Source organism: Enterobacter sp. Li2LvB3 (assembly GCF_056156645.1).
The window spans coordinates 20,017-45,705 of sequence record NZ_JBSICG010000035.1 but is presented as its reverse complement, the minus strand read 5'-3'; the positions used below and the strand labels follow the sequence as shown (position 1 = coordinate 45,705).

At 54.9% G+C, this 25,689-nt stretch carries 21 protein-coding genes; 8 read left to right on the top strand and 13 right to left on the bottom strand.

The genetic code is table 11. The annotated features are described in order from the left end of the window. Positions 1–58: 58 nt before the first annotated feature. Positions 59–1,567, bottom strand: coding sequence for a glycerol kinase GlpK (gene glpK, locus ACS603_RS21955; protein WP_315687344.1), 1,509 nt, complete (start codon positions 1,565–1,567; stop codon positions 59–61). A gap of 21 nt (positions 1,568–1,588) precedes the next feature. Beyond that, positions 1,589–2,434: an MIP/aquaporin family protein gene (locus tag ACS603_RS21950; RefSeq protein ID WP_182062997.1), complete on the bottom strand. Its 846-nt coding sequence runs from the start codon at positions 2,432–2,434 to the stop codon at positions 1,589–1,591. Positions 2,435–2,832: 398 nt separating this feature from the next. Between ACS603_RS21950 and zapB the strand changes: the two genes are divergently transcribed. After that, positions 2,833–3,072 carry a septal ring assembly protein ZapB gene (zapB, locus tag ACS603_RS21945; RefSeq protein ID WP_014072349.1) on the top strand — a complete coding sequence of 80 codons (240 nt, stop codon included), beginning with the start codon at positions 2,833–2,835 and terminating at the stop codon, positions 3,070–3,072. A gap of 333 nt (positions 3,073–3,405) precedes the next feature. Here zapB and rraA read toward each other — a convergent pair whose 3' ends face one another. The 7 genes from rraA to priA all read right to left on the bottom strand — a co-directional run bounded on the left by rraA (position 3,406) and on the right by priA (position 11,427). Next, positions 3,406–3,891, bottom strand: coding sequence for a ribonuclease E activity regulator RraA (rraA, locus tag ACS603_RS21940; protein ID WP_182062996.1), 486 nt, complete (start codon positions 3,889–3,891; stop codon positions 3,406–3,408). A gap of 92 nt (positions 3,892–3,983) precedes the next feature. After that, on the bottom strand, positions 3,984–4,910 hold the full coding sequence (gene menA / locus ACS603_RS21935; RefSeq protein ID WP_182063494.1) for a 1,4-dihydroxy-2-naphthoate polyprenyltransferase: 927 nt from the start codon (positions 4,908–4,910) through the stop codon (positions 3,984–3,986). Positions 4,911–4,972: 62 nt separating this feature from the next. Beyond that, the gene (hslU, locus tag ACS603_RS21930; protein ID WP_182062995.1) at positions 4,973–6,307 is read right to left on the bottom strand and encodes an HslU--HslV peptidase ATPase subunit; all 1,335 of its coding nucleotides are present in this window, start codon (positions 6,305–6,307) and stop codon (positions 4,973–4,975) included. Positions 6,308–6,316: 9 nt separating this feature from the next. Then, on the bottom strand, positions 6,317–6,847 hold the full coding sequence (gene hslV / locus ACS603_RS21925) for an ATP-dependent protease subunit HslV (RefSeq protein WP_014072345.1): 531 nt from the start codon (positions 6,845–6,847) through the stop codon (positions 6,317–6,319). A 94-nt stretch (positions 6,848–6,941) separates the two neighbouring features. Then, positions 6,942–7,964 (bottom strand): cell division protein FtsN, encoded by a 1,023-nt coding sequence (gene ftsN, locus ACS603_RS21920; protein ID WP_182062994.1) that lies wholly within the window; start codon positions 7,962–7,964, stop codon positions 6,942–6,944. 93 nt (positions 7,965–8,057) lie between these two features. Beyond that, positions 8,058–9,083 carry a DNA-binding transcriptional regulator CytR gene (cytR, locus tag ACS603_RS21915; RefSeq protein ID WP_182062993.1) on the bottom strand — a complete coding sequence of 342 codons (1,026 nt, stop codon included), beginning with the start codon at positions 9,081–9,083 and terminating at the stop codon, positions 8,058–8,060. Between the two features lie 130 nt (positions 9,084–9,213). Next, the gene (gene priA, locus ACS603_RS21910; protein ID WP_474944929.1) at positions 9,214–11,427 is read right to left on the bottom strand and encodes a primosomal protein N'; all 2,214 of its coding nucleotides are present in this window, start codon (positions 11,425–11,427) and stop codon (positions 9,214–9,216) included. Between the two features lie 205 nt (positions 11,428–11,632). Between priA and rpmE the strand changes: the two genes are divergently transcribed. Next, positions 11,633–11,845, top strand: coding sequence for a 50S ribosomal protein L31 (gene rpmE, locus ACS603_RS21905; protein ID WP_014072341.1), 213 nt, complete (start codon positions 11,633–11,635; stop codon positions 11,843–11,845). Between the two features lie 48 nt (positions 11,846–11,893). Here rpmE and metJ read toward each other — a convergent pair whose 3' ends face one another. Continuing rightward, positions 11,894–12,211 (bottom strand): met regulon transcriptional regulator MetJ, encoded by a 318-nt coding sequence (gene metJ, locus ACS603_RS21900; protein WP_007369220.1) that lies wholly within the window; start codon positions 12,209–12,211, stop codon positions 11,894–11,896. Between the two features lie 279 nt (positions 12,212–12,490). Between metJ and metB the strand changes: the two genes are divergently transcribed. The 4 genes from metB to katG all read left to right on the top strand — a co-directional run bounded on the left by metB (position 12,491) and on the right by katG (position 19,568). Further along, a complete protein-coding gene (gene metB / locus ACS603_RS21895) occupies positions 12,491–13,651 on the top strand; it encodes a cystathionine gamma-synthase (RefSeq protein WP_474944928.1) in 1,161 nt (386 codons plus the stop codon). 2 nt (positions 13,652–13,653) lie between these two features. Further along, positions 13,654–16,086, top strand: a complete 2,433-nt coding sequence (locus tag ACS603_RS21890) for a bifunctional aspartate kinase/homoserine dehydrogenase II (RefSeq protein WP_315687336.1) — start codon at positions 13,654–13,656, stop codon at positions 16,084–16,086. Between the two features lie 202 nt (positions 16,087–16,288). Beyond that, on the top strand, positions 16,289–17,179 hold the full coding sequence (gene metF / locus ACS603_RS21885; protein ID WP_014072337.1) for a methylenetetrahydrofolate reductase: 891 nt from the start codon (positions 16,289–16,291) through the stop codon (positions 17,177–17,179). 208 nt (positions 17,180–17,387) lie between these two features. Next, complete coding sequence (gene katG, locus ACS603_RS21880) at positions 17,388–19,568, top strand: catalase/peroxidase HPI (protein ID WP_182062988.1); 2,181 nt, start codon at positions 17,388–17,390, stop codon at positions 19,566–19,568. A gap of 63 nt (positions 19,569–19,631) precedes the next feature. Here the strand turns inward: katG and gldA are convergent, their stop codons facing one another. Genes gldA through ptsP form a run of 3 tightly spaced genes read right to left on the bottom strand, consistent with a single transcriptional unit; the run spans position 19,632 to position 23,924 of the window. Then, complete coding sequence (gldA, locus tag ACS603_RS21875; RefSeq protein ID WP_166718501.1) at positions 19,632–20,735, bottom strand: bifunctional L-1,2-propanediol dehydrogenase/glycerol dehydrogenase; 1,104 nt, start codon at positions 20,733–20,735, stop codon at positions 19,632–19,634. Positions 20,736–20,747: 12 nt separating this feature from the next. Beyond that, positions 20,748–21,410: a fructose-6-phosphate aldolase gene (fsa, locus tag ACS603_RS21870; protein ID WP_182062986.1), complete on the bottom strand. Its 663-nt coding sequence runs from the start codon at positions 21,408–21,410 to the stop codon at positions 20,748–20,750. Positions 21,411–21,422: 12 nt separating this feature from the next. Continuing rightward, positions 21,423–23,924: a phosphoenolpyruvate--protein phosphotransferase gene (ptsP, locus tag ACS603_RS21865; RefSeq protein ID WP_474944927.1), complete on the bottom strand. Its 2,502-nt coding sequence runs from the start codon at positions 23,922–23,924 to the stop codon at positions 21,423–21,425. Positions 23,925–24,228: 304 nt separating this feature from the next. On the opposite strand from ptsP, the gene ACS603_RS21860 reads away from it, so the two are divergent. Beyond that, positions 24,229–25,308 (top strand): PTS fructose transporter subunit EIIC, encoded by a 1,080-nt coding sequence (locus ACS603_RS21860; RefSeq protein ID WP_315687332.1) that lies wholly within the window; start codon positions 24,229–24,231, stop codon positions 25,306–25,308. Between the two features lie 14 nt (positions 25,309–25,322). After that, positions 25,323–25,643 (top strand): PTS fructose-like transporter subunit IIB, encoded by a 321-nt coding sequence (locus tag ACS603_RS21855; protein ID WP_166718497.1) that lies wholly within the window; start codon positions 25,323–25,325, stop codon positions 25,641–25,643. Positions 25,644–25,689 lie beyond the last annotated feature (46 nt).

Sequence of the window (25,689 nt, the reverse complement as noted above, 5' to 3'; positions counted from 1 at the left end):
CAAAGGGGCGAGGGGACTTAAAACACCCTCTCCCCAGGGAAGAGGGTATTAAGGACAATTACTCTTCGTGCTCTTCCCACGCCAGGGCGCGTTTCACCGCTTTTTTCCAGCCGCTGTAACGGACGTTACGCTCGGTGGTTTCGATCCCCGGACGGAATTCGCGTTCGATCACCGCTTTTTCCTGAAGTTCGTCCAGGTTCTGCCAGAAGCCCACTGCCAGACCCGCCAGGTATGCCGCACCCAGTGCGGTAACTTCACGGACTTCCGGGCGTTCTACACGTGTACCCAGAATGTCGGCCTGGAACTGCATCAGGAAGTTGTTGGCAACTGCGCCGCCGTCTACGCGCAGGGCGTGCAGACGAATGCCGGAGTCAGCCTGCATCGCTTCAAGAACATCACGCGTCTGGTAGGCGATGGATTCCAGCGTGGCGCGGATGATGTGGTTGGAGTTCACACCACGCGTCAGGCCGAAAATCGCGCCGCGAGCATACGGATCCCAGTATGGTGCACCCAGGCCGGTGAACGCAGGTACCACGTACACGCCGTTGGTGTCCTTCACTTTGGTCGCGAAGTATTCGGAGTCGAACGCATCGCTGATAAGCTTCATCTCGTCACGCAGCCACTGGATTGACGCACCCGCCATGAACACCGCACCTTCCAGCGCATAGTTCACTTCACCGCGCGGGCCACAGGCGATGGTGGTCAGCAGACCGTTTTCTGATTTCACCGCTTTCTCGCCGGTGTTCATCAGCATGAAGCAACCTGTACCGTAGGTGTTCTTCGCCATCCCTTCCTTAACGCACAGCTGGCCGAACAGCGCCGCCTGCTGGTCACCGGCGATACCGGCGATAGGAATACGCGTGCCGCCTTTACCACCGATGTTGGTCTGACCGTACACTTCAGAAGACTTACGCACTTCTGGCAGCATGGCGCGCGGGATGTCCAGCGCGTCCAGCATTTTGTCATCCCACTCCAGGGTGTTGATGTTGAACAGCATGGTGCGTGAGGCGTTGGTGTAGTCGGTTACGTGGACACGTCCCTGGGTCATCTTCCAGATAAGCCAGGTATCAACGGTACCAAACAGAAGCTCGCCACGTCTCGCACGTTCACGTGAGCCTTCCACGTGGTCGAGGATCCATTTTACTTTGGTCCCTGAGAAGTACGGGTCAACCACCAGGCCGGTTGCGCTACGCACATATTCTTCCATACCGTCGCGCTTGAGCTGTTCGCAGATTTCTGCGGTACGGCGACACTGCCAGACGATCGCGTTGTATATCGGCTTGCCGGTTTCGCGCTCCCACACCACGGTGGTTTCACGCTGGTTGGTGATACCGATAGCGGCAATTTCGTCGGAACTGATATCAGCTTTCGCCAGCACTTCTACCAGCGTGGAGCTTTGCGTAGCCCAGATTTCCATTGGGTCGTGCTCTACCCAGCCTGGACGAGGGTAGATTTGCTCAAATTCGCGCTGTGACACGCTGACGATATTCGCGTCATGATCCATTACGACAGCGCGGGAGCTGGTAGTGCCCTGGTCGAGCGCAACAATATATTTTTTTTCGGTCATGGTTTGAGTCCCGTAGTCAGATTACAGCGAAGCTTTTTGTTGTGCGGCAGAAGTCGTTTCCTTCTCCTCTTCCACACAGGTGTCGCACGGTAAGTGGCGACCAATTAATTTGCGATAGCCAAATGCACCCAGTGACGCCCCCACGATTGGCCCGAACAGCGGAACCAGGAAGTAAGGGATGTCTTTGCCACCGGTGAAAGCGACGTCGCCCCAGCCAGCGATAAAGGCAAAGGCTTTTGGCCCGATGTCACGCGCCGGGTTCATGGCGAAGCCAGTCAGTGGACCCATGGATGCGCCGATAACGGCAATCAGCAGGCCAATCAACAGCGGCGCCAGTGGGCCACGCGGAATGCCGTTGCCATCGTCGGTCAGCGCCAGGATAACGCCCATCAGGATAGCGGTAATCACCATTTCAACCACGAACGCCTGCACAAAATTGATATGCGGGTTTGGATAAGTTGAGAAGATGCCAGCCAGATCCAGACTTTCGACACTGCCGCGCACCATATGATGCGTCTGTTCGAAGTCGATGAAAAGATTGTAATAAAGCCCGTAAACTAATGCTGCTGCGCAAAACGCGCCAGCAAATTGAGAAATGATGAAAGGGACAACTTTGCGTCCATCGAAGCACGCGAACAACCACAACGCGATGGTCACCGCCGGATTAAGATGTGCACCAGAAACGCCTGCGGTCAGGTAAATGGCCATCGCCACGCCCAGACCCCAGATGATACTGATTTCCCACTGACCAAAACTGGCACCCGCCACTTTCAGTGCAGCGACACAACCCACTCCGAAGAATATCAACAACCCGGTACCAAGGAACTCGGCGATGCACTGGCCTTTTAAGGTTGATGTCTGACTCATAATCGGAATCCTGAAGAAATTGATGTTTATTGTTAGCATGGCCGCCCGTGACAGCCACGATGTCCTGTAGACATAGTGTTAATTTATCGTTAACGAGCAAAAACGAGAAATATCGAAATCAAAATGTGTGGTCTGTGTCAATAAAATGAGCGTTTTCGCGCTACAAAGCACATTTTTAACTCAACGGCGAAATGAGAGCTGAATCATTTCATTAACGAAAGAGTTAACAATTTAGGGGTATATGACGCGAACGCACCAGGACGAGGCCGAAAAGTGTTGCAAACCGCGATCTGCGCGGCATGTCGCTGGACAGGGGCGGCGGGGCTTCATACAATCGGCATATATGTTGTGCGCGTTTACGTTAAAGCGTCGCCTTGCAATTCAGGAGAGGTAGGATCATGTCTTTAGAAGTGTTTGAGAAACTGGAATCGAAAGTACAGCAGGCGATTGACACCATCACGCTGCTGCAAATGGAAATTGAAGAGCTGAAAGAAAAGAACAACAGCCTGGCACAAGAAGTTCAGACCGCGCAGCACGGCCGTGAAGAACTGGAGCGCGAAAACAACCAACTGCGCGAACAGCAGAACGGCTGGCAGGATCGCTTACAGGCGCTGCTGGGACGTATGGAAGAAGTTTAATTCCAGTCGGGAATGAACTGAACAGGCCGGGTATGGCGTCATCGCTACCCGGCTTTTTTGTGGTCGTTGCTTACTGGCGACAATGAACGCGATACAGATATAGCGTTTCATTATGCGGTCCCTGTGACTAACCGCTCCACCGTTCACCACCGGTGATAAGTCGGTGGACACAATCCCTGGTGCGGGCTGCTTTTATAGGGCGGTATGATAAATGTCCCTGGTGTGGGTCTGTAAGACCTCCCAACGGACCGCGAATCCCGAGGGACAAAAAAACCGCCACATTGCTGTTGGCGGTTTTTTTATGCTTCGCGCTTCCTGCGGGAAACGCGTTTATTACTCGATATCCAGCGGGTCTTCGGAAAGGATAATGCCGGTGTTATCGGCATAGAGATGGTCGCCGGAGAAGAAGGTTACGCCGCCGAAATTAACGCGAACGTCGCTTTCACCTATACCTTCACCCGCAGCACCCACCGGGATGGCCGCGATGGCCTGAATACCGATATCCAGCTCTTCCAGATCGTCGACCTGGCGCACTGAGCCGTACACCACTATCCCTTCCCACTCGTTTTGCATGGCCAGGCGGGCAAGGTCGGCATCAATCAACGCACGGCGCATAGACCCACCACCATCGACCAGCAAAATACGGCCACGACCGTTCTGTTCGAGCAGATCGTACAGCAACCCGTTATCCTCGAAACATTTCACCGTGATAATTTGTCCGCCAAACGACGACCGCCCACCAAAGTTGGTAAACAGGGGTTCTACGACGTTGACATCTTCCTGGTAGATGTCGCAAAGCTCGGAAGTATCGTATTTCATAGGCTTAATGTTCAGTTGCTGCGAGTGCTTTCAGTATATCGCGCGAAACGCATTGTTGGCAAAATCATCAATTGTTAATTGATATTTGTCAGTTAACGTAACGCCTGACTCAGAATAATACCCACTACGAACAACAGGTTAGTCAGTAATGCCCCTTTTACCGTTCGTTCGAGCATGGGCGGCATTGCAGCTGGATCATGTTCGCGCAGGACATACCGCGCCTGTTTTACCAGCAGCGGCGCGGCCAGAATAAACAGCCAGCCCCACAAACTGTGCAGTGAAATCAGGTTAAACAGCGCCAGACACACCAGCGCGCCCATCAGCAGACAGGCGTGGTAACGACGCGCATTAACCGTCCCCAGGCGTACCGCCAGAGTGTTTTTCCCGTTTTCGCGGTCGCTGTCGATATCGCGCAGGTTATTAATATTGAGTACCGCCGTCGCCAGCAGGCCACATGCCGTAGCAGGCAGGAACAGGGCAGGGATGAGCGTATGCGCCTGTAAATACCAACTGCCCATTACGCTCAGCCAGCCGAAGAAGACCAGCACGGAAATATCACCCAGGCCAATATAACCGTAAGGGCGCGTGCCGACGGTGTAGGTAATGGCGGCAATAATGGCAAGCAAACCCAGCACCATAAAACCAATGAAATCAGCCGTGGTTTTACAGGCGACAGACACCAGTGCCAGGCCGGACAAACAAATCAGTACCACGGTGATAATCAGCGCGCGTTTCATCTGTGCCTGGGTGATCACCCCCTTTTGCATCCCGCGCAGCGGCCCAATCCGATCGGGTTTATCGCTGCCTTTTACGGCATCACCATAATCGTTGGCGAGATTAGAGAGGATTTGCAGCAGCCCGGCGGTGACGAGTGCCAGACCGGCGACCAGAGGGTCGAAATAACCTTGCCACCATGCGAGGGCAGAACCAACGATAATCGCGGCAAAGGCCAGAGGAAGCGTTTTAGGGCGCAGACTTTCGAGCCACGCCTGAGTACGGCTGATATCAGTCATAGTTATTTAGCCAATAAAAATGGGGCTTTTCAGCCCCATTAACAGTGATGAGAATGCAGTAACCGCGATTATAGGATAAAACGGCTCAGATCTTCATCTGCCACTAACGCATCCAGATGTTTACTCACATATTCTGCGTCAATGGTAATGCTTTGACCGTTCAGGTCGCTCGCATCATAAGAGATATCTTCCACCAGGCGTTCCAGTACTGTGTGCAGACGACGCGCACCGATGTTCTCGGTGGTTTCATTCACCTGCCATGCGGCCTGGGCGATACGTTTGATACCGTCTTCGGTGAACTCAAGGTTAACCCCTTCGGTCGCCATCAGCGCTTTGTACTGTACGGTAGCAGAGGCGTTTGGTTCGGTCAGGATACGTTCGAAATCTTCCGTAGTCAGTGCCTGAAGCTCTACACGGATTGGCAGACGACCCTGCAATTCCGGGATCAGGTCGGACGGGCTGGCAACCTGGAATGCGCCTGACGCGATAAACAGGATATGGTCAGTTTTCACCATACCGTGCTTGGTGGAGACGGTGCAGCCTTCAACCAAAGGCAGCAGGTCGCGCTGAACGCCTTCACGGGACACATCCGGGCCGGAACTGTTGCCGCCACGCTTACAGATTTTGTCGATTTCGTCGATAAACACGATACCGTGCTGCTCAACCGCATCGATTGCATCTTGCTTCAGCTCTTCCGGGTTCACCAGTTTTGCCGCTTCTTCTTCGATAAGCAGCTTCAGTGCGTCCTTGATTTTCAGCTTACGCGCTTTCTGCTTCTGGCCGCCCAGGTTCTGGAACATGGACTGCAATTGGCTGGTCATCTCTTCCATACCTGGAGGTGCCATGATTTCAACACCCATCGGCGCGGCAGCAAGATCGATCTCAATCTCTTTGTCGTCCAGTTGCCCTTCACGCAGTTTTTTGCGGAATGCCTGGCGTGCGGCAGATGGCTCAGCTTGCTGTTCAGACTGGCCCCAGTTGTTTTTAGCCGGTGGGATCAGCACGTCGAGAATGCGCTCTTCAGCCATCTCTTCGGCACGATAGCGGTTTTTCTCGATGGCCTGGACGCGCACCATCTTGATAGCGGAGTCGGTCAGATCGCGGATGATAGAATCCACTTCTTTACCAACATAGCCCACTTCGGTGAACTTGGTCGCTTCCACTTTGATGAACGGCGCGTTGGCCAGCTTCGCCAGACGGCGGGCGATTTCGGTTTTACCGACACCGGTCGGGCCGATCATCAGAATGTTTTTTGGGGTCACTTCGTGACGCAGCTCTTCATCGAGCTGCATACGACGCCAGCGGTTACGCAGGGCGATAGCCACGGAACGCTTCGCGTTATCCTGGCCGATAATGTGTTTGTTCAGTTCGCTGACAATTTCGCGTGGGGTCATTTCAGACATGGGAGATCCTTACGCTTTGGAGGTCAATTCTTCGATGGTGTGGTTGTGGTTGGTATAGATGCAGATATCACCTGCAATATCCAACGCCTTCACCGCGATATCGCGTGCGTTCATGTCGGTATTTTCCAACAGCGCGCGGGCAGCAGCCTGGGCGTACGGGCCGCCAGAGCCGATAGCAATCAGGTCATTTTCGGGCTGAATAACGTCACCGTTACCGGTGATAATCAGCGAAGCGGTTTCATCGGCCACAGCCAGCAGGGCTTCGAGCTTGCGCAGCATACGATCGGTACGCCAGTCTTTCGCCAGCTCAACGGCGGCTTTCACCAGATGACCCTGGTGCATTTCCAGTTTGCGTTCAAACAGTTCAAACAGCGTGAAGGCATCAGCGGTACCGCCTGCAAAACCGGCGATCACTTTGTCGTTGTAGAGACGACGCACTTTCTTCACGTTGCCTTTCATGACGGTATTACCCAGCGTGGCCTGGCCATCACCGGCGATTACCACTTGGCCGTTACGGCGTACACTTACTATTGTTGTCACGAGCAGACCCCCTGGTTACAGATTCGGGAAACAGAAGCCCTGAGCCAGTGCTCAGGGCTGAATTAAATGATAAATGGGGGGGATTTTGGGGGTTTCAACCCCCGGAAGCGAGTCGAATGCAGTTTGTGTGACCGGCAACTTTCAAACGGGAGATAGTGCCATCGGCATTTTCTTTGCCTTTGACCGGGCCAATCACCACGCGGTTCCAGCCATTGTTGGTGGTGATGCGTGAATCAAATCCTTCAAATGCCAGCTGAGCACGTACCGTTTCGGCCTGCTCTGCACCTTTAAACGAACCGCACTGAACCATCCAACGGCGCTCGTCTTTTTTCTCAGCCGTTTGCTTAGGCGCTTCCGTCTCTTTGGTCACCGGGGCGGCCTGTTGCGTCTTCGGTTGCTGTGCCGTGGTGTGCGTAGGGGTCTGCAACAGATCCTGATACGCCTGGGCCTGAGTCGCCTGTTTCTGCGTTTGTGCCTTAGGCGCCTGAACAGGTTGTGCCTGTGCGGTACGCGTTTGCTGCTGTGGCTGCTGGTAAGGCTGCTCTGCCACACGCGGCTGCGTGCGAGGCTGCTGTACTGGCTGAGTTTGCGTCCACTGCTGTTGTGGTTGCTGCTGTTGCTGCTGTTGGCTCAGCAACTGTGCCTGGCGCTGACGTTGCAGCGTTTGCTGGCGTTGTGCTGGCGTTTGTTCATTCCACGGCACTTCGTTCAGCTGTGTCGGCTGCTGGCGCATGTCGGCCTGCATCTGGGCCAATAATTGACGCTGTTCGTCGGTCAGCTGATTTGCGTTCACGACTTCACCACCGGCAGAAGGCTCAGTAGGTGCGCGAACGCCTGGCTGGCGACTTTCCAGCTCTTTGATATAGCGCCAGCGCTCTTCAGGTTTTGGCGGTAAGCCATTCCCGGCAACCTTGTTGCCCTGAAGCGCCTCGGCATCTTCTTTCTTATGGTGAGTAATAAAGTACAGGCCACCGATAAAGGCTACCACTACGGCCGCGGCAATAGCGACCATCGCCGGGGAGACAGCAGGCAGGCTACGTTGCTTATTCCTTGAGCTACTCTTTTTGCGTCGCGAAGGTGCCGGCTGGCCGCGACGTACATAATCTCGTTGTGCCACTATCGTTTCGCTGTATTTATTCGTTCGTCAGCCCGCCATGTTACTTAAGCGGCGGGGCTTTGACCAGATAAGGGTGTCCTAAAGGCGTTTACTTTAAGTCAATGCCTGGGTAGTGCCGCGCACAATCAGTTCGCAATCCAGCAGACGTGACCCGCTACTAACTGTCTGACCATGCAGCTGATCCAGCAGAAGGAGCATCGCTTCGCGACCAATCTGGTAGCGCGGTTGCGCGACGGTTGAAAGCGGTGGATCGCAAAATTCTGAAAGAGAAATATTATCGAACCCGATAATTGACAGATCTTTTGGCACGCGCAGACCACGGCGTTTGGCATAAGACAACGCACCCAGCGCCATCACATCACTGTGGCAGAATACCGCCGTTGGCGGTTCCGGCAGCGCCAGCAGTTTTTCCAGCGCCAGCCCACCGGCTTCAAAGGTGAAATCACCGCGCGCAATATAATGCGGGTCGACCGTCGCGCCGGTACGGCGCAGAGCCTGAACGTAGCCTTGTAAGCGGTAGTGACACAGCGGCATCTCTTCTGGCCCGGCGATACAGCCAATACGTTTGTGCCCCAGATCCTGAAGATAGTTCACCGCGTTAAAGGCTGCGGTGAGGTTGTCGATATGCACCGTCGGCAGTTCCAGCTCTGGGGCGAATTCGTTCGCCATCACCATCGGCGGTAAATTGCGCTGTTCTTCAATGCTGGCATCAAAGGGCAGGCGTGAGCCGAGCAGTAACATTCCGTCGATCTGCTTGGTGATAATGAGGTCAATAAAGGTTTTTTCCTGCTGATTCTGGTGAGCGCAGTCCCCAATCAGCACCAGATAGCCTTGTTCGGCAGCGGTCACTTCAATACCGCGGATGATTTCGCTAAAGAAGGGATCGCAGATGTCCGGCACTATCACCAGTATCGTGCGCGATTCATTGCGCTTAACGTTACGTCCCATTGCCTGCGGGAAATAGCCGACTTCCAGCGCCGCCTGCTCTACCCGATTGCGTGTCGCCTGGGAGACTTTATCCGGGTTCATTAATGCGCGGGACACGGTTGCCGTAGATACCTGTGCTTTCTGGGCAACGTCTTTCATGGTCGCCGTGGCAACCTCTTTCCTGGACTTCACGTCTTCTCCTCGCATGAACACCGAACTTCTGACACCTCATTTTTACAGATAGTTTATGAGAGCGGTTACAGAATTTTCATAAAAAGTGTGAGGAAGGTTAAATTTTTTCGATCCGTCTCGCAACAGAGGCTTAGCCTTCAATGGGATCAACATCCAGGACCCACTTAACCTTACGCGCTTCCGGCAGGGTATTTATCAATGCCAGCGTACTGCTGACAACATGTTGTAAGCGTATACGCGAGGGGTGCTGCAATAAAATTTGCCAGCGGAAACGCCCACCCCGCTTGGGTGCCAGCGCAGGAACAGGCCCTAAAATCCACAGCTGGTTATCCACCAGTGGGCTGGCTTGCAGCAGATTGCGGAGCTGCTGGAGGAACAGCGGTGCCTGCTGATTATTATGATCTTCCGCGCGGATGATCACGTGGCTGGTCCACGGCGGCAGTTGCAGGGTCTGACGCTCAGCCAGGGCTTGTTCGGCAAACGCGTCATAGCCTTTATGCAGCAAAGTTTGCAATAGAGGGTGTTCCGGGTGGTGGGTTTGTAGCACCACTTCTCCCTGCTTCCCGGCGCGACCGGCGCGACCGGCCACCTGGGTATAGAGCTGGGCAAAACGTTCGGCGGAGCGGAAATCGGCAGAGAACAACGCGCCATCCACATCCAGCAGGGCGACCAGCGTGACATCCGGGAAGTGGTGCCCTTTGGCCAGCATCTGAGTCCCAATCAATATACGCGCACCACCGCGATGCACTTCCGCGAGCTGTTGCTCAAGCGCGCCTTTGCGGCTGGTGGTGTCCCGGTCGATACGTGAAATGGGAACATCCGGGAAGAACGGGGCCAGTGCTTGCTCCAGCTGTTCCGTCCCCAGGCCGACCGGCACCATGTGCGTCGAGCCACAAGACGGGCATTGGCGCGGGATAGGTCTTTGGCTGTCGCAGTGGTGGCAGCGTAAATGGCGTTGTGCCTGGTGAAGCGTGTAGTAGTGGTCGCAGCGTGGGCACTCCGCAATCCATCCGCAGTCATGGCAGAGCAGCGCCGGGGCAAATCCGCGTCGGTTCAGGAACAGGATCACCTGATTCCCGGCCTGCAAATGCTGGCGCATTCGGGTGATCAATGCAGGCGCTAACCCGGCCTGCACCTGCTGACCTTTCAAATCCAGCACATGCTGAATGGCCGGGCGGGCGTTCCCCGCGCGGCGTGTCAGGCGCAGCATGTGATATTTACGCTGGCGGACGTTGTGCAGCGTTTCCAGCGCAGGCGTGGCGGAGCCGAGAATAATCGGGATCTGCTCGCTGTGAGCGCGATAAACGGCCAGGTCGCGAGCATGATAGCGCCAGCCTTCCTGCTGTTTATAGGAGCTGTCATGCTCTTCATCTATTACGATGACGCCCAGATTTTTAAACGGGGTGAACAGCGACGAGCGCGTGCCAATGACAATGGCAGCTTCACCGTTTTTCGCTTTGAGCCACGCGCTGAGGCGTTCGCTGTCGTTCAGGCCGGAGTGCAGGACTTCCACCGGCGCATTAAAACGTTCACGAAAACGGGCGATGGTTTGAGGCGTCAGGCCGATTTCCGGCACCATGACCAGCGCCTGCTTGCCCTGAGAGAGCACATTTTCCAGCACGCTAAGATAGACTTCGGTTTTGCCGGAACCCGTAACACCTGCCAGCAACCAGGCGGAAAAATGGTCGGCGGCGCTGTGAATCGCCCCCACGGCGGTAGCCTGTTCGGTATTCAGGCGCAGACGATCCCCGGAAACGGAAAAACTGTCGCGCCAGTCATAAAGGGCGGGCGCTTCGCTTGCCAGCTCGCACAACCCTTTTTTACGCAGTGCCTGAAGTGCCGCGTCAGTAAAGTCCAGCTCTTCAACCTGATGGCGCCAGATGCGCCTTTGGCGCCAGATGCGCCTTTGGCGCAGGGCTGCCAGCGCCTGTTGCTGTTTAGGGGAACGCTTCAGACTGTTAATGTCTACCGCTTGCCCCTGTTCGGTGGCGAACCAGTACCACATCGGCGCGTGGCTGGCGCTCTTACCCTGGCGCAGTAAAATGGGTAGGGCATGGAACAGAACATCGCCAATCGGGTGGTGATAGTATTCCGCCGCCCACAGCAACAGCCGCCAGGTGCTCGTTGAGTAGACCGGCTCGTTATCCAGCACTTCTGCAACGGCTTTCAGCTCATTAACAGGAAGCTCACTTTTATCGCTGACGGAAACCACGATCCCCACGCGCTGCTGCTTGCCAAAGGGCACGGTCACGCGACAGCCCGCTTTGGCATTCATGCTGTTGGGCAGCAGATAGTCAAAGGTGCGGGGAAGCGGAACGGGCAGGGCAACGTGAGCGACGGGCATCGAATCTTCCTGACTTGAAAAGTGGCGCGTTAGTATACACATTAGTAAAAGCGGCGTGCGGATCAGTTTGCATACGCTGGTCAAATTCTGTATGATTCGCCGCCTTTGATGCGCTTTATGCAGTGTCAAAACCTATACTATTAACATCGCGTGGTGTCTGGCGTTAGGGCTGGAAGAGCGACGCGGCCTTAACTGAGGTTCTCCCATGAAAAAAGATATTCACCCGAAATACGAAATGATTACTGCAAACTGCTCTTGCGGTAACTCTATCCAGATCCGCTCCACCGTGGGTCACGATCTGAACCTGGACGTGTGCGGCAAATGCCACCCGTTCTTCACTGGTAAGCAGCGTGATGTTGCAACCGGTGGCCGTGTTGACCGCTTCAACAAGCGTTTCAGCATCCCGGGCGCTAAATAAGTTTCCCGAAAAAAAGGCACCGAAAGGTGCCTTTTTTGTCTCTGCAAATCAGTATTCCCACGTATCCGGGTCGATACCCAGTTCACGCATAATCACCTTTGCCTCTTCCGGGATTTCATCGCTGCGCTCTTTACGCAGGTCTTCATCATTCGGCAACGGTTGACCGGTAAACGCATGTAAAAATGCTTCACACAGCAATTCGCTGTTGGTCGCGTGACGCAGGTTGTTCACCTGACGACGCGTACGTTCATCGGTGAGGATCTTCAACACCTTCAGAGGAATGGAAACCGTAATTTTCTTTACTTGTTCACTCTTCTTACCGTGCTCAGCGTATGGGCTGATATATTCGCCGCTCCATTCAGCCATGAGATACCTTTAATCCTCTCAGTCATTAATCTAAAGGTGCAAAACCCTGTAATAAGGAGTGTTTTGGACCGTAATCTTGCGTAGTTTACCGTAGAGACACTACCGTGGCACGGATATTGGCACTGCGGCGTGCACTAAAGCATATAATTTTAACGGCTATTTGCGCATTGCTCAATCTATACGCAAAGAAGTTTAGATGTCCAGATGTATTGACGTCCATACTTTCAATGTTTACTCTGGTGGCTGACTTTTCACCTAATAAGCCAGGAAGCCTTCACCATGACGCGTAAACAGGCCACCATCGCAGTGCGTAGCGGATTGAATGATGACGAGCAGTACGGCTGTGTTGTCCCGCCGATTCATCTTTCCAGTACTTATAATTTCACCGGATTTAATGAACCCCGTGCGCACGACTATTCCCGTCGTGGCAACCCTACGCGCGATGTTACCCAGCGCGCGCTGGCGGAGCTGGAAGGTGGCGCAGGTGCGGTGTTAACCAACACCGGTATGTCTGCCATCCATCTGGTGACAACGGTCTTCCTGAAACCTGGCGATCTGCTGGTTGCGCCGCACGACTGTTATGGCGGCAGCTATCGTCTGTTCGACAGCCTGGCAAAACGGGGCTGTTATCGCGTGTTGTTTGTTGATCAAAACGACGAACAAGCCCTGAAACAGGCGCTGGCAGAGAAACCAAAGCTGGTTCTGGTGGAAAGCCCAAGCAATCCATTGTTGCGCGTTGTCGATATTACCAAAATTTGTCAGCTCGCAAGGGATGCGGGAGCGATAAGTGTAGTGGATAATACGTTCCTCAGTCCGGCCCTCCAGAACCCACTGGCACTGGGTGCAGATCTTGTATTGCATTCATGCACTAAATATCTGAATGGGCACTCTGATGTGGTGGCGGGCGTGGTGATTGCAAAAGATCCCGACGTTGTCACCGAACTGGCATGGTGGGCCAATAACATTGGCGTCACCGCAAGCGCCTTTGATAGCTACCTGTTGTTACGTGGCATTCGCACGCTGTCGCCGCGCATGGAAGCGGCTCAGCGTAATGCCCTGGCGATTGTCGATTTCCTGAAAACGCAGCCGCTGGTGAAAAAATTGTATCATCCATCGCTGCCGGAAAATCAGGGGCATGAGTTTGCCGCGCGTCAACAGAAGGGTTTTGGCGCGATGTTAAGCTTTGAACTGGATGGCGATGAGCAAACGCTGCGTCGCTTCCTGAGCGGGCTGTCATTGTTTACGCTGGCGGAATCATTAGGTGGGGTCGAAAGCTTGATCTCCCACGCCGCGACCATGACGCACGCAGGGATGGCACCCAAAGCACGTGCCGCCGCCGGTATTTCTGAAACGCTGCTGCGTATTTCAACCGGTATTGAAGATTCTGAAGATTTAATTGCCGATCTGGAAAATGGCTTCCAGGTCGCAGCCAAGGGGTAATCATGAGTGTGATAGCGCAGGCAGGGGCGAAGGGTCGTCAGCTGCACAAGTTTGGTGGTAGTAGTCTTGCTGATGTGAAATGTTACCTGCGTGTCGCAGGGATCATGACAGAGTATTCACAGCCGGGTGACATGATGGTTGTCTCTGCGGCTGGCAGCACCACCAACCAGTTGATTAGCTGGCTGAAATTAAGCCAGACCGATCGCCTTTCTGCGCATCAGGTTCAACAATCCTTACGTCGTTACCAGAGCGAACTCATTGCCGGCTTGCTGCCAGCCGAGGTCGCTGATGGGCTGATTTCCGCATTTACCCATGACCTTGAGCGCCTGGCTGCCCTGCTTGATAGCGGCATTACCGATGCGGTGTATGCCGAAGTGGTGGGTCACGGTGAGGTCTGGTCTGCGCGTCTGATGGCGTCCGTTTTGCAACACCAGGGTGTTGAAGCCGCGTGGCTTGATGCGCGCGACTTCCTGCGCGCTGAGCGTGCTGCACAGCCGCAGGTCGACGAAGGCTTGTCTTATCCGTTACTGCAACAGCTGCTGGTGCAGCACCCGGGCAAACGTATTGTGGTGACCGGCTTTATCAGCCGCAGCAACGCGGGTGAAACCGTGCTGCTGGGGCGTAATGGCTCTGACTACTCTGCAACACAAATCGGTGCGCTGGCCGGTGTTTCCCGTGTGACTATCTGGAGTGACGTGGCGGGTGTTTACAGCGCTGATCCGCGCAAAGTGAAAGATGCCTGCCTGCTGCCGTTGCTGCGTCTGGATGAAGCCAGCGAGCTGGCACGTCTGGCTGCTCCGGTGCTGCACGCCCGTACGCTTCAGCCGGTTTCGGGCAGTGATATCGACCTGCAACTGCGCTGTAGCTATACCCCGGATCAAGGTTCAACTCGCATTGAGCGTGTGCTGGCCTCCGGCACAGGCGCACGTATCGTTACCAGCCATGACGACATCTGCCTGATTGAGTTCCAGGTGCCAGCCGGCCAGGATTTCAAACTGGCACACAAAGATATCGACCTTATTCTGAAACGTGCGCAGGTGCGTCCGTTAGCCGTTGGCGTGCATAACGATCGCCAGCTGCTGCAATTCTGCTACACCGCAGAAGTGGCCGACAGCGCACTGAAAATTCTTGATGAAGCTGGCCTGCCGGGTGAACTTCGCCTGCGTCAGGGGCTGGCGCTGGTCGCGATGGTGGGCGCAGGTGTCACCCGTAATCCGCTGCACTGCCACCGCTTCTGGCAGCAGCTGAAGGGCCAGCCAGTTGAGTTTACCTGGCAGTCGGAAGAGGGCATCAGTCTGGTGGCCGTTCTGCGTAAAGGACCAACTGAGAGCCTGATTCAGGGTCTGCACACCTCTCTGTTCCGCGCGGAAAAGCGTATCGGCCTGGTGCTGTTCGGCAAAGGGAATATCGGTTCTCGCTGGCTGGAGCTGTTCGCGCGTGAGCAAGAGACGCTTTCAGCGCGTACCGGGTTTGAATTTATTCTCGCGGGCGTAGTGGACAGCCGCCGTAGCCTGCTGAATTACGAAGGTCTGGATGCCAGCCGCGCACTTGCCTTCTTTAATGATGAAGCAGTTGAACAGGATGAAGAGTCACTGTTCCTGTGGATGCGTGCGCACCCGTATGATGACCTGGTCGTGCTGGACGTCACGGCCAGTGAACAGCTTGCCGATCAGTATCTGGATTTCGCCAGCCACGGCTTCCATGTCATTAGTGCCAACAAACTGGCGGGCGCGAGCAGCACCGATAAATACCGTCAAATCCATGACGCGTTCGAAAAAACGGGCCGTCACTGGTTGTACAACGCGACAGTTGGTGCGGGCCTGCCGGTTAACCATACCGTGCGCGATCTGATTGAAAGCGGCGACAGTATTCTGGCGCTGAGCGGAATTTTCTCCGGCACGCTTTCCTGGTTGTTCCTGCAATTCGATGGCACGGTTCCTTTCACCGACCTGGTGGATCAGGCGTGGCAGCAAGGGCTGACCGAGCCAGACCCGCGCGTGGACCTGTCCGGGAAAGACGTCATGCGTAAACTGGTTATCCTGGCGCGTGAAGCTGGGTATGACATCGAGCCGGGCGCAGTGCGCGTGGAGTCACTGGTACCTGCGGGTTGTGAGGAAGGTTCTGTCGACCACTTCTTCGAAAACGGTGACGAGCTGAATGACCAGATGGTGCAACGTCTGGAAGCGGCACAAGAAATGGGCCTGGTGCTGCGCTATGTGGCGCGCTTCGAGGCGAACGGTAAAGCGCGAGTCGGTGTTGAAGCGGTGCGCCCTGAGCATCCACTGGCGGCCCTGTTGCCGTGCGATAACGTTTTTGCGATTGAAAGCCGCTGGTATCGCGATAACCCGCTGGTGATCCGTGGCCCGGGTGCTGGTCGCGATGTGACCGCCGGGGCAATTCAGTCCGACATCAACCGTCTGGCTAAGCTGCTGTAATCTCAATTATTCCCTCTCCCACCGGGAGAGGGACTTCTCTTCATCATGAACTTCCCTCATCTTCCCTGAGCAATCCTCACCGTTATTGTTGATTATTTCTGTTGACGCCACTCCGCTTTTCCGTCATTTTTACATCTGGACGTCTAAACGTATAGAAGTTCGAATCACAACAAACAACGACACGCGATTGATGAGGTAAGGTATGAGCTTTTTTCACGCCAACCAGCGGGAAGCCCTGAATCAGAGCCTGGCCGAAGTAAACGGCCAGATTAACGTCTCTTTTGAATTTTTCCCGCCGCGCACCAGTGAAATGGAGCAAACCCTGTGGAGCTCTATCGATCGCCTGAGCAGCCTGAAACCGAAATTTGTCTCCGTGACTTACGGTGCAAACTCCGGTGAGCGTGACCGCACGCACAGCATTATCAAGGGCATCAAAGACAGAACCGGTCTGGAAGCGGCTCCGCACCTGACCTGCATCGATGCTACCCGCGATGAACTGCGCGCCATCGCCCAGGACTACTGGAACAACGGGATTCGTCATATCGTCGCCCTGCGCGGCGACCTGCCGCCGGGCAGCGGCAAACCGGAAATGTATGCGGCTGACCTGGTGACGCTGCTGAAAGAGGTGGCGGACTTTGATATCTCCGTTGCCGCGTACCCGGAAGTTCACCCGGAAGCGAAAAGCGCGCAGGCGGATTTGCTCAACCTGAAACGTAAAGTGGATGCCGGGGCAAACCGCGCCATCACCCAGTTCTTCTTCGACGTAGAAAGTTATCTGCGTTTTCGTGACCGCTGCGTTTCTGCGGGCATCGACGTTGAAATCATTCCTGGCATTTTGCCGGTGTCTAACTTCAAACAGGCGAAAAAATTCGCTGACATGACCAACGTGCGCATTCCGCTTTGGATGTCTAAAATGTACGAAGGGCTGGACGATGACCCGGAAACACGCAAGCTGGTGGGCGCAAATATCGCGATGGACATGGTGAAGATCTTAAGTCGTGAAGGGGTGAAGGACTTCCACTTCTATACTCTGAACCGCGCGGAAATGAGTTACGCCATTTGCCACACGCTCGGCGTTCGACCTGGCGTGTAACAAATAAAAGCCCTCTTCGGAGGGTTTTTTGATTTATAAGGGTTTTATTTTCCTGCCAGTTCAGCAATGCTGCCTTTGACGTACAAAAGTCACATATTTTCAATGTAAAATTAAACGGAATTAACTATCGAATCTGTGGGTTATCCCAACTATACCTTATCAATAAGGGCGTATATCGTAACAGTAATACTGTAAAGGGAGCACAACGATGAGCACGTCAGACGATACCAATAAAGCGGCATCAGCCGGTAAGTGTCCGTTCCATCAGGGCGGCGTTGATCTTAGCGCGGGTGCTGGCACCGGCAGTAAAGAGTGGTGGCCTAAGCAACTTCGTGTTGATCTTCTGAATCAACATTCCAGCCGTTCGAACCCACTGGGTGAAGACTTCGATTACCGCAAAGAATTCAGCAAGCTCGACTACTCAGCCCTCAAGGGCGATCTCAAAGCACTCTTAACCGACTCCCAACCGTGGTGGCCTGCCGACTGGGGCAGCTATGCGGGCCTGTTTATTCGTATGGCCTGGCACGGTGCTGGTACTTATCGCTCCGTTGACGGACGCGGTGGTGCAGGACGCGGTCAACAGCGCTTTGCGCCGCTGAACTCCTGGCCAGATAACGTTAGCCTGGATAAAGCACGCCGCCTGTTGTGGCCTATCAAACAGAAATATGGGCAGAAAATTTCCTGGGCTGACCTGTTTATCCTGGCGGGTAACGTGGCGCTGGAAAACTCGGGCTTCCGTACCTTTGGCTTTGGTGCCGGGCGTGAAGACGTTTGGGAGCCAGATCAGGATGTGAACTGGGGTGATGAAAAAGCCTGGTTGACCCATCGCGATCCTGAAGCGCTGGCGAAGCGTCCTTTAGCTGCCACTGAAATGGGTCTGATTTACGTCAACCCGGAAGGGCCAAACGCCAGCGGCGAACCGCTGTCTGCGGCTGCGGCGATCCGCGCAACCTTCGGCAACATGGGAATGGACGACGAAGAGACTGTCGCCCTGATTGCCGGCGGCCATACGCTGGGTAAAACACACGGTGCCGGTGAAGCAACGCATGTGGGTGCCGATCCAGAAGCCGCACCAATTGAATCTCAGGGCCTGGGTTGGGCAAGCAGTTTTGGCAGCGGAGCAGGGGCTGATGCGATTACATCTGGCCTGGAAGTTATCTGGTCGCAAACCCCGACCCAGTGGAGCAATTACTTCTTCGAGAACCTGTTCAAATTCGAGTGGGTTCAGACCCGCAGCCCGGCAGGGGCGATTCAGTTTGAAGCCGTTAACGCGCCAGACATCATGCCTGACCCATTCGACCCGTCGAAAAAACGCAAACCAACTATGCTGGTCACCGACCTGACCCTGCGTTTTGACCCTGAGTTCGAGAAGATTTCTCGTCGCTTCCTCAACGATCCGCAGGCCTTCAATGAAGCCTTTGCGCGTGCGTGGTTCAAGCTGACCCACCGCGATATGGGGCCAAAATCACGTTACATTGGCCCGGAAGTACCGAAAGAAGATCTGATTTGGCAGGATCCGCTGCCGCAGGCGGTGTTCAATCCTTCTAAGGAAGACATTGAGAGCCTGAAAGCGGAAATCGCGGCATCCGGGCTGTCCATCAGTGAACTGGTTTCTGTTGCCTGGGCGTCTGCGTCGACCTTCCGTGGTGGTGATAAGCGCGGCGGCGCCAACGGTGCGCGTCTGGCGCTGGCACCACAACGCGACTGGGATGTTAACGCTGCAGCGGTTCGTGCCCTGCCAGCGCTGGAAGCTATTCAGCGCACGACCAACAAAGCTTCACTGGCCGATATCATCGTGCTGGCGGGTGTGGTCGGTGTTGAGCAGGCGGCGAAAGCCGCAGGGGTTTACGTTAACGTACCGTTTACGCCGGGCCGTGTTGATGCGCGTCAGGACCAGACGGATATCGAGATGTTTACCCTGCTTGAACCGATTGCCGATGGCTTCCGCAACTACCGTGCGCAGGTTGACGCTGCGACAACAGAATCGCTGCTGATTGATAAAGCCCAGCAGCTGACGCTGACTGCGCCTGAACTGACGGTGCTGGTGGGTGGTTTGCGTGTGTTGGGTGCTAACTTTGATGGCAGCAAAAACGGCGTGTTCACTGACCGTGAAGGTGTGCTGAGCAATGACTTCTTCGTGAATCTGCTGGATATGAATACCCAGTGGAAAGCGACTGATGCGTCCAGCGAGCTGTTTGCCGGTAGCGATCGCGCCAGCGGTGATGTGAAATACACCGCAACCCGCGCTGACCTGGTATTCGGTTCTAACGCCGTCCTGCGCGCACTGGCTGAAGTGTACGCCAGCAGCGATGCCAGCGAGAAGTTCGTTCGCGACTTCGTTGCTGCATGGGCGAAGGTGATGGATTTGGATCGTTTTGACCTGAAGTAAATAAAAATCCCCGCTTCGGCGGGGATTCTTTTGCCCGGCGGCTACGCCACCCGGCAATTTTTGTTACTCCCACTCCTGTAAGAACCGCTGTCCGTACTGGTCTGCAACCAGCAGCGCGGCGTAAACCTGATCCGGCGACACACCGCCCGGCATGTTGTGAATGGTTTCACCTTCGGCACAGGCCGCTTCAGCGATCAGACGCATTTTCGCCGGAATATTCTCTTTGATATCCAGCTGCGCCAGGGTAATTGGCAGCCCTACGCTGTGGCAAAGCGCGGCAACGGTTTCTATCTCTTCAACCGGTGCGTTTTCCAGAACCAGCTGTGTGAGTGTGCCGAACGCCACTTTTTCACCGTGATAGAAGTGGTGGGCTTCTGGTACTGCCGTCATCCCGTTATGAATGGCATGTGCTGCTGCCAGCCCGCCGCTCTCAAAACCGACGCCGCTGAGATAGGTATTGGCTTCGATGATGCGCTCCAGCGCCGGTGTGACCACGTGCTGTTCCGCTGCCAGCATCGCTTTTTCACCCTCTTCAACCAGCGTGTTGTAGCACAGTTCCGCCAGCGCTAAAGCAGCCTGGGTACATTTGCCGCCCGCCATGGTGGTTGCGCCGCTGCGGGAACAGGCGCGAGCTTCAAACCAGGTGGCCAGTGCATCACCAATACCCGCCGCCAGCAGGCGTGCTGGTGCGCCCGCCACCACTTTGGTATCGACAATCACCATGTTCGGGTTGTGTGGCAGCATCAGGTAGCGATCGAACTCACCGCTGTCGGTATAGATAACGGAAAGGGCGCTGCAAGGTGCATCGGTGGAGGCAATGGTTGGGGCGATAGCAACCGGCACGTCCATAAAGTGAGCCAGTGCTTTAGCGGTATCCAGCGTTTTACCGCCGCCAATACCCAGTACCGCCATGCAGTCGGCGCTGTCGGCCAGCTTTTTCAGACGGTCGATTTCATTTTGCGAACATTCGCCGCCAAATGGTGCGATTTCGACGTGCAGTTCCGCTTTTTTGAAGCTTTCACGCAGGGTCTCTTCGGCAAAACCCAGTACAAATTTATCGCCAACTACCAGCCAACGTTTTGCCAGCGGTTTCAGATAGTCGCCCAGACGGGTGAGAACATCAGCGCCCTGGATGTATTTCCCCGGCGATTGAATGATACGGTCCATAACATTTCTCCCTTAGAGGTTGAGGTTACCAAACGCGTTTTTCCAGTCTTGCTCGAACTTCTCTATGGCTGACTCTACCGCCGGAGTGCCGAGCATTTGTTGCGCTACATCTAAAGGAAGTGTGATTGCTTCACATCCGGCAAGCAGGCAGTCCAGCGCCTGTCGTGGTGTTTTAAAACTGGCGGCCAGCACCATGCTTTCTGGCGCGTGCAGTTCCAGCAGAGTCTGCAGCTCCTGAACCATGCGAATGCCATCACCGCCCTGTGCATCAACGCGGTTGACATACGGTGCGACATATTTCGCCCCTGCGAGTGCGGCCAGTAAACCCTGCGCGGCGCTGTAAACGGCGGTGCCTAGCGTGGTAATCCCCTCTTTTTTCAACGCTTTGATCGCGATAAGCCCCTGAGCGGTCACCGGGATTTTCACTACGATATCCGGTATGGCGTTACTCAGGCGTTTGGCCTCTGCCACCATGCCCTCTGCATCACGGCTCATGGTCTGGGCGAACAGCGTGCCTTCCGGCCCGATAGCTTTTTGCAGACGTGGCAGCACGTCCCAGATAGATTCACGGCTGGCAGCCACAATACTTGGGTTGGTGGTAACACCCGCAATCGGGAAGATGCGCGCCAGGCGTTCAACTTCCGCCACGTTGGCGGTATCCAGATACAGTTCCATTACTCTTCCTCGTTAAAGTTCTAATTCGTGCTGTAACAGGGAGGCGATTGCCTCTTCTGAGCTGGCGTTAACCAGTGCGCTGCGGAAATCTTCATGCATGATGCGACGAGCCAGGCGGGAGAAAATACGCATATGCTGGTCGCCTGCGGCGTGTTTGTTCAGTGTGAGCATAATGATGAATTGCGCTTCTTCATCGCCCCACATAACCGGGGATTTCAGGCGTGCAACGCTGATGGTGGATTGCTCAATATGTTCGGATTTGCTGTGCGGAATGGCGAAACTAAAGCCAAGCCCGGTGGAGAATACGGCCTCGCGTGCCCACAAATCGGCCTCCAGCTTGCGGGGATAGCGGCAACGCCCTGCGAGCAGCAGGTTGTCGGTCATTCCTTTCATGACCTCTTCCTTACTGTTCCAGTCGTTATGCAGTGAAATGCAGCGCGGCGTCACCAACGGTGTGTCCTGTTGATTCATGCGGAACTGCGCCAACAGGTGTTCTACTTCGAGTGAGGTGCGGCAAGCCATCGCCTGGTTCAGCAGCTGCCGACAGGCGCGGCTATCAAGTTGTGCCAGACGGGCTTTGGTGGCAGGGATGGCAGGCGAGCCCATGCTGAGTTCGTCCAGCCCCAGGCCAACCAGCAGTGGCAGCACCGAGCCTTTCGCACCCAATTCACCACACAAGCCAATCCATTTTCCCTGGCGATGAACGGCCTGCACGGCGTAATCCAGCGCCCGAAGAAATGCCGGGTTCAGACTGTTGTAATGCCGTGTGACTTTGGCGTTGTCGCGGTCGACAGCCAGCAGATACTGCGTCAGGTCATTGCTGCCGATGCTAAAGAAATCAATCTCTTCGCAGCACTGGTCAATGATGAACATCACCGATGGCACTTCCAGCATGATGCCGAGAGGGATTTTCTCATCAAACGGAATATGTTCGGCGCGAAGTTGCTGTTTCGCTTCGGCGAGTTTTTCTTTTACCCACAGGATCTCTTCCATGGAGGAGATCATTGGGATCATGATTTTTAGTTTGCCATGCGCGGAGGCACGCAGGATTGCCCGCAGCTGGGTAGCGAAAAGCACAGAGTACTCTTCATAAATGCGCACGGCACGGTAGCCGAGGAAGGGGTTGTTCTCTGCCGGAATGTTCAGGTAATCCACCGGCTTGTCGCCGCCGATATCCATGGTTCGCACAATAATGCTGCGCCCGTTTGCACATTCAAGCGCCTGACAGAAAATGTTGTATAGCTCATTTTCGCCGGGTGCGCTGGTGCGATCCATATACAGCATTTCGGTGCGGAACAGGCCAACCCCCTCTGCGCCGTTGCCGAATGCCGCCTGAGCCTCTGCCGCATGGGCAATGTTGGCGGCAATCTCGATTCGCAGTCCATCGGCTGTTCTGGCCTCACGGTTAAGCCAGAGACTTTGCTGCTCGCTTATCTTTTGTTGCACGCGCTCTTCCTGGCGGTAGTAGCGTGCCACTGCATCGCAGGCATTGACCACAACAGCGCCAGCATTGCCATCCACAAAGACGGGCTGGTTACGCCACTGAAGCAAGCTTTCACTATCAACGCCGACCAGCGTCGGGATATTAAAAGAACGCGCAAGGATCACGGTATGCGAGGTTGTTCCGCCGCTTTTTAACAGCAGCCCTTTGAGCATGGTTTTATCAAGTTCCAGAAACTGGCCGGGCGTTAAATCATCCGCGAGGCAAATGGTCGGCTGGATGAGTTGTCCCGGCGTTGGGAAACGCTGTTCCCCGTAGATTTGCTGTAAAAGCTGATAGCAGACATCGCGGACATCCAGCACACGTTCCTGCAAATAACTGCTGCTGGAACGGGAGAATTCGCCGCAGAAATGGTTCGCTGTTGCGATAGTTGCCATCGCACAACTCAACCCCTGGTTCACTCCTGCCAGCAGGTGTTGGCGTAGCGACGTGTCCGTAGCCAGCGAACGATGTGCTTCCAGAATGGCGCTGGCAGTACTGTCGGTGTCCAGCGCACGTAGCTCAATGTTTTTCACCAGCAGAATCAGGCCGTTATCCAGCGCAGACTGTTCTTCTTCCGGGCTTTTTGCATCGGGTAAATCGGACAGGGCGTTGAGATCCAGCGACGTTAATAATGTCAGGATGCCCTGTGCACTGCCGCTGCATACGGGCAGTGCACGGAACAGCGTGGGGTTAAGGCGGGTGAGTGATTCCGGCAATGGGTCAAGTTCGGTATTGATGGCTTCAGCAAGCGGGGCATCACAGTGCGGAAACTCATCCCGCAGCCATTGTGCCAGCCGCTGATGGGCGCTTTGTTCATCTTCGCCGCTGATAATCAGACGACAGGCATCGCCTGCCAGGGTATCAGTGCCAATAAGAGCCAGTGCACTCCTGGCATCGCCTTTACGGTCGTTACGCAGGTTGTGCCACTCAATTTGCGAGATAAACGTATTGCACAGCGTTTCAACATGACTTGCCGGACGCGCGTGAACGCCGTTAGGCAGTTCACAGGTAAATTCCACAACCAGAGCCATACACACACTCCTGAAACCAATAGTCATTTATTGCAGACAGCATACGAGTGTGGTGATGAAGAGCGCCATGTGACAAATCTGCCAAAAGCTGGACAAATGTAATATCCATTCGAAAGTGAGATTTGACTCACAGGTTGTGATGGTTTGCTTAATAGGACCTGGGTATGAAATGTCGAGGCGGATCGCATTTTTATTTCGACATTACAAAAATCCAGTAAATGGCCTTTTTGTCTCCTGTCCGGCCTCTTCCTGATTGCCTATTGTTTGCCACAACATCTTTATGGATATAGTCCAGGAGCGGCATATGAAAGAGTTGGTGCATATTCTCAAGAACACGCGGCAGCATCTGATGACCGGGGTGTCACATATGATCCCGTTCGTGGTCGCGGGCGGCATTTTGCTGGCGGTCTCGGTCATGCTGTATGGCAAGGGCGCTGTACCGGATGCCGCAACGGATCCCAACCTGAAAAAACTGTTCGATATCGGCGTTGCGGGGTTAACGCTGATGGTCCCCTTTCTGGCGGCTTACATAGGCTATTCCATTGCGGAACGTACTGCGCTGGCTCCCTGCGCCATAGCGGCCTGGGTCGGTAACAGCTTCGGCGCTGGTTTCTTCGGGGCCATTATTGCCGGGATCCTCGGTGGGATTGTTGTCTGGTACCTGAAAAAACTGCCGGTGCCAAAGATCCTGCGCTCCGTTATGCCTATTTTCATTATCCCTGTCATCGGCACCTTTATTACTGCGGGCATCATGATGTGGGGGCTGGGCGAACCTGTGGGTGCGTTAACGGCGGGCTTAACACAATGGCTACAGGGAATGCAGCAAGGCAGCATCGTGGTGTTGGCCGTCATCATCGGACTCATGTTGGCCTTTGATATGGGCGGCCCAATAAACAAGGTGGCTTATGCCTTCATGCTTATTTGCGTCGCTCAGGGTGTCTATACCGTGGTGGCGATTGCAGCGGTCGGTATTTGTGTTCCACCACTGGGTTTAGGCCTGGCGACGCTGATTAACCGTAAAAATTTTACTGATGAAGAACGTGAAGCGGGTAAAGCGGCGCTGGTGATGGGTTGTGTGGGTGTCACCGAAGGGGCTATTCCGTTTGCCGCTGCCGACCCTTTGCGTGTTATTCCTTCCATCATGCTGGGCTCTGCGTGTGGTGCGGTAACGGCTGCCGTGATGGGGGCACAGTGTTATGCCGGATGGGGTGGGCTGATCGTTCTTCCTGTGGTGGAAGGCAAGTTTGGCTATATCGCAGCGGTTGCAGTGGGGGCATTGGTGACGGCCATTAGCGTCAACGTGCTGAAGAGCCTTGCCCGCAGGAATGCGAAACAGGTCGAGAAAAAAGAGGATGACCTGGATCTGGATTTCGAAATTAACTGAATGAGGAAGAGAACATGGCCCGAATTATCGCAGTAACAGCATGTCCGTCTGGCGTTGCCCATACCTACATGGCCGCCGAAGCGCTGGAAAGCGCGGCTAAAGCCAAAGGTTGGGAGGTGAAGGTTGAAACACAGGGGTCGATTGGTCTTGAGAACGAGCTGACGAGTGAAGATATTGCCGCGGCGGATATGGTTATCCTGACCAAAGATATCGGCATTAAATTTGAAGAGCGTTTTGCCGGGAAGACTATCGTTCGCGTCAATATCAGTGACGCAGTCAAACGCGCCGACGCCATCATGAACAAAATTGATGCCCATCTGGCGCAAACCGCCTGATGCTCTCCCGCCCTTTGGGGCGGGCTGGTTTCCCGTTACAGGAGTT